This window comes from Pseudoalteromonas sp. 20-92, from assembly GCF_030847595.1.
Lineage (GTDB): Bacteria > Pseudomonadota > Gammaproteobacteria > Enterobacterales > Alteromonadaceae > Pseudoalteromonas > Pseudoalteromonas fuliginea.
In genome coordinates this window covers 1-548 of record NZ_JANJGQ010000073.1, presented here as the reverse complement: position 1 = coordinate 548, position 548 = coordinate 1, and the positions used below count along the sequence as shown (strand labels likewise).

Here is a 548-nt window from a genome sequence, read left to right as displayed (position 1 = left end):
TTAATGGATGCAGGATTTAAGCTTCACTTAGCGAACCCCGCTGCAATTCAACAATATTCAGGCTTAAAACATGCTGATGACCATAGTGATGCACGCTGGTTAGCTGAAATGCTACGTCTAGATATACTCCCTGAAGGCTATATTTATCCACGTGAACTCAGGGCTGTTCGAGATTTAATGCGCAAACGAATGGACATTGTTCAACAGTCCACTAAAAACTTATTATCGGTGCAAAGTTGTTACATGCGTCATCTTGGTTATAAACTCGGTAGCAACAAAATAAAGCAAATGGCTGCTATCAGAAAAGGCGTTGATACTGAGCAGGTACATGCAGATTTTAGCTCAATGAATACAGCACTGTCAGTCATTTCTAACCTCTCATTAATACGCTGTGCTCAACAGCAAATTAATGCGATAGAGGGCGCTATTTTAAAACAAACATCACTCTCCCCTGAATTTATAAACCTATCCAGTATTGATGGAATTGGGAATACTTTAGCACTGACTATTATGTTAGAAACTGGCACGATTAAACGTTTTGATAGCCC

Annotated in this window: 1 protein-coding gene; it reads left to right on the top strand. The window is 39.6% G+C overall.

Annotation, left to right across the window (positions count from 1 at the left end; genetic code table 11):
* Nucleotides 1-548: transposase (locus NRL14_RS20795; RefSeq protein WP_373462544.1), on the top strand; the 548-nt coding region annotated here is incomplete at both ends.